Origin of the sequence: Acinetobacter sp. YH01010 (genome assembly GCF_013420775.1) — a bacterium.
GTDB classification, from domain to species: Bacteria; Pseudomonadota; Gammaproteobacteria; order Pseudomonadales; family Moraxellaceae; genus Acinetobacter; species Acinetobacter amyesii.
Map to the genome: position 1 here is coordinate 1 of NZ_VOYF01000049.1, position 4,408 is coordinate 4,408.

Consider the following 4,408-nt stretch of genomic DNA (forward strand, 5'->3'; position numbering starts at 1 on the left):
ATTACTGACAAAAATTTGCTCAAATAAACTTCGAGTAATTTCTACCATCAATCAATGAAAATAATTTCGATCAATCAATCAGTAAAAATCCACACAAGTTGTTCTTCATAATCTCTTAATGATCTTCCTAACATCTCGTCAATGCTAGAAGCTGGACTTCGATAAACTTAACAACTCAACGCTTCGCGTTTCGTTCGTTTCCGTCTATCTCGTCGGTATGGTGCTCATTATAGGGCAATTTCTTACACGTGCAAGTGCTTTTCACTCACAAAGAACACGAGTGTTTTATTTTTATGCACCATTATGGTTCAAAAAACACACTTTATTCACATAAATACATGATATTTATTACAAATATCATGTAAAATATTTTTCCTATTTTGTGTGCTTAGTTTTTTACAGGTGCTGCTTTAATCACCACACTCTGTATAACCACTGGGTTTACAGGGACATTCTGGTGCATTCCATAGTTCGCAGTTGGAACTTTTACGATTTTATCGACGATATCCATACCTTTAGTGACCTTACCAAAAACAGCATATCCCGCATTCATTGCACTTTTATTGAGAAAGTCATTGTCTGCAACATTAATAAAGAACTGACTACTTGCTGAATCAGGATGATTCATCCGTGCCATTGCCAATGTGCCGCGTTTATTGCTCAAGCCATTACTTGATTCATTCTTAATCGCCGCTTTTGTTGGCTTCTCCTGCATTTTGACATCCATGCCCCCACCCTGAACCATAAATCCAGGAATCACGCGATGAAAGATCGTGCCGTTATAAAATTTTTCTTTTGCATAGCTTTCAAAGTTTTTAGCTGAGATAGGTGCCTTGTCATTGAATAGCTCAATTTCAATATTGCCTTGAGAGGTTTTCATTTCGACAATAGTATTGGCAGCAAAACTGCTTAAGCTCACACAGCCAAGTGCTGCGGTAAATAAAATCTGTTTTAACATTTGCTAACTCTTCTGGTTGATCTCGTACTTGTTATTGACTGTATATTAGTCTTTGATGATTAAAAAGTAATTATTCTGCCATTATTAAAACGAGAACAATGATGACGCAAATAATACCGTCGGACACTGCATTGACACATTTACCGCCTTGGCAACTGCGTGGCGATGCTTTTATTTTGAATTATTGGATCTCTCCGAGTTTTATCCAACAAGCGCAGATGTTCCGTTTAGCGACATCGCCTTTAGGTCGTGTGGTTCAGGTGTTATTGGTCCGATACCATGATTCACCTGTGGGCCCTTATGACGAATTGCTAATTTTAGATCACCCTTTATGGAGTAAGAAAAGGTTAAGTTCGATTCCTAAGATTTATGTTTCGACAGATATCTCTGTCATTCATGGTCAAAAACTCTGGGGTATTCCTAAAGAGTTGGCAAAGTTTGAATGGCAACAACATGACAATGAAGTGGTCTGTACTATAGAAGTTGAACAACACAAAATGCAGATCCGTTTAAAAAAATCACGTTCACAGCGTTCTTTCTATATTAATAGTCATCATATCCCTGCAGCGATGTTGCAAATCAGACAAGCGTGGGAAGGTAAGCGTTATCAATTTTCACCGAAGTTTCGTGGACGGCTCTCTAAACTGAAACAGATAGAATGGCACAACACGCAGGAGATCTTTCCTAATTTTGCCGAAGCACGATTATTGCAAAGCTTTTATGTCCCCGAATTTAGCCTCGTATTTCCTGCTGCAAAAATCCAAGATAAGTAACCTAATATAAGTAACCCAATAAATAAAAACCCAGTGTTTCACGTGAAACACTGGGTTTACTTTATATAAAGGAATGATTAGCTACGTTTATCCCAAAATTTACGGAACTTCGTACTGATCTCGATCACGTATTTTTTAGCTCGGTGCGAAACCGGGGTTAAATTGATAAAACCATGGGTTTGATCGGTATATTCTTGATAAAACACTTTCACCCCTTGCTGACGGAGTTTATGCGAATAAATTTCACCTTCGTCATGTAAAACATCATGCCCTGCCGTCACGATATACGCGGGTGCGATACCTGCCAATTTTCCATAGGTCGGTGAAATTAATGGATCATCCAAGGCCACTGCATGTTGTTCCGCATATAAAGCGGTTACGACATCAATATCTTTTTCAGTCAGAACCAGACCATCTTTATACGCATAGAAAGATGGGTGGCGACTCTTAAAATCCACTACTGGGTAAATTAATAGCTGAGCTTGCGGGGCAAAAACTTTCTGAGCACTGCGCTGCGCAACCGCAGTAGCAATATTGCCGCCTGCACTATCCCCTGCCACCGCAATTCGATTTTTAAGAATTTTAAACTGACGACTATTTTGATAAGTCCAGGCCAAGGCATCTTCACAGCTTTGCATTAATTGAGCTGGGCTGGCTTCTGGTGTTAAAGGATAATCAATACTTAAGACTTGTGCTTTAGCATGCACGGCCAATAAACGACAAACTTCATCATGCGTGTCTAGACCACCCACCACAAAACCACCACCGTGATAGAACACGATCATCGGTAATTTTTTATTTGGAGCAGGATGATAATGACGCGCAAACAGCGTAGCACTTTGTAAAGGTAGACGTATATCTTGCACTTGTTTCACAAAGGTCGGCTTGGTCTTGATCGACTCCATCTGTAAATCAAATAATTTACGAGACTTCACATAGTCTTCAGTCACAAAGCCTGACTTACCTTGCTTGAGTTGAGCCGCCATCATGCATTTCACCAGCGGATCTAATTCTGGAAAAATAAACGGATAATCGAGACGTTTTGCGAGGCTTTCTTTGGCAAAGTTAGGAAGACGATCAAGTAACCGAGCAGCCGTACCTTGGCCTTTATCTTTCATATTTTTAAGTGATTCATTCAATGCAAACATGCTCTATCCTTCGAATTATGCTCTTCATACTTTCTACATGATCTAGGTCAAATGTGACCATATTCACATATAAGTCTCAACATCAACATACATAGTACAGACCTAGTTAAGCTAATCTTCTTTTATAGAGTTGTCATTGACAATTTACCCAAGTTTTATGGGTTGATTATGCTAACCCATTCTCGATAAAGGATACTCACCATGGCTAAAAAGATCATCCTTCTGTCTTTTGCGACTGCTTTTTTGGCTGTAGGCTGCGTAGCATTCCCTGAAGATGGTTACTACGATGGACGTTATGATCAACGTTATGACCGCCGTTATGATAATAATGATCGACGCTATGACAATCGTTATGATCGCCGTTACGACAGTCGTTATGAACAAGACCGCCGTACATGGGAACGTCAACAACAACAACGTAATCGTTTAGAGCTTGAACGTAGAAAGCAGCAACTTGACCAGCGTAACTGGGAACAGAATCGTAAAAATCAACAAGAGTGGGATCGTCGTAAAAACGAACTCGAACGTCAACGTCTAGAACAACAGCGTAAATACTCTGAAGCTGAACGTCGTAAACGTGCTGAACAAGATCGTCAAAAAGTCAGCAAAGAGCGTCAGCGTTTAGAAGAACAGCGCCGTAAAGCTAGTCAAGATCGTAGAAAACAAACTGAGCAAGAGCGCAAAAAGAATATTCAAGATTTAAGAAAGGCATCAGATCAACAACGTAAAGCGGCTGAAGAACGTCGTCGCGCATGGGAAAATCGCCGTTAATTGATGCTTTTTGCAGATCGGTTAGAAGTAAAAAGCTCATCTACATGATGGGCTTTTTTTTGCTCGCTAAAAATCTAAAAGGTAATATAAAAAGCAATAGAAAAGAAAATAGACAGAAGAGGCATCCTATCTTCTGTCTATTCTTGACTGCCTGTTGTTACAGGTCAGAGAGCATTAAACAATATTATTGCTGAACTGTAGGTTGTGGTGCAGGCGCAGATTGAACTTCAGCACCTTGAGCTGATGGATCTGCTTGAACCACAGCACCCGATTGCTCTGTCGTTACAGATGCTTCAGTTGCAGACGTTACTTGAGCGGTTTCTGGAGATTCTACAGTTTCTTGAGAAGTACAACCTACCGCAGCTAAACCAAAACCTAAAACTGCAACAGCGAATAAACCAATTTTTTTCATCTTCATTATTTCCTTTATTGAATCATTAAAAGCAAAGCTCAACTTTGCCCGAGTCATAATGGAAAATAATTCTGTGAAGTTCCCATCTTCTGAGTTGTACTTTGTACGAGGCACGGTACAGCTTATGAAATGTTTTATTAATTAGGTAGTTTTCATTCATTTTGAGGCTTTACATCATTTATTTAACTCAAGTGCTTTGTTTTTTATTAATAAAATAAATAGATCTCTTTCATAAATCAAAAAACGATCTTCTTTTTGGTTAATATTTGCACTCCGGATTTCTTAGCATTCGTGCATAATCTGCGGATGAAATACATCGATTCAAACAAGCTTTCTGATCCTCAGT

The 4,408-nt window shown here is 39.2% G+C and carries 5 protein-coding genes; 2 read left to right on the forward strand and 3 right to left on the reverse strand.

What is annotated here, in order from left to right; genetic code table 11:
• Positions 1-388: 388 nt before the first annotated feature.
• The gene (locus FTT77_RS16965) at positions 389-958 is read right to left on the reverse strand and encodes a peptidylprolyl isomerase (protein ID WP_180005529.1); all 570 of its coding nucleotides are present in this window, start codon (positions 956-958) and stop codon (positions 389-391) included.
• 101 nt (positions 959-1,059) lie between these two features.
• On the opposite strand from FTT77_RS16965, the gene FTT77_RS16970 reads away from it, so the two are divergent.
• A complete protein-coding gene (locus FTT77_RS16970; RefSeq protein ID WP_180109592.1) occupies positions 1,060-1,731 on the forward strand; it encodes an acetoacetate decarboxylase family protein in 672 nt (223 codons plus the stop codon).
• Between the two features lie 77 nt (positions 1,732-1,808).
• Here FTT77_RS16970 and FTT77_RS16975 read toward each other — a convergent pair whose 3' ends face one another.
• The gene (locus FTT77_RS16975) at positions 1,809-2,879 is read right to left on the reverse strand and encodes an alpha/beta hydrolase (RefSeq protein ID WP_078194436.1); all 1,071 of its coding nucleotides are present in this window, start codon (positions 2,877-2,879) and stop codon (positions 1,809-1,811) included.
• A gap of 201 nt (positions 2,880-3,080) precedes the next feature.
• Here FTT77_RS16975 and FTT77_RS16980 point away from each other — a divergent pair, with 201 nt between their 5' ends.
• Positions 3,081-3,650 (forward strand): hypothetical protein, encoded by a 570-nt coding sequence (locus tag FTT77_RS16980; RefSeq protein WP_180056042.1) that lies wholly within the window; start codon positions 3,081-3,083, stop codon positions 3,648-3,650.
• Positions 3,651-3,834: 184 nt separating this feature from the next.
• Here FTT77_RS16980 and FTT77_RS16985 read toward each other — a convergent pair whose 3' ends face one another.
• Positions 3,835-4,062 carry a hypothetical protein gene (locus FTT77_RS16985; protein ID WP_228144800.1) on the reverse strand — a complete coding sequence of 76 codons (228 nt, stop codon included), beginning with the start codon at positions 4,060-4,062 and terminating at the stop codon, positions 3,835-3,837.
• Between the last annotated feature and the right edge of the window lie 346 nt (positions 4,063-4,408).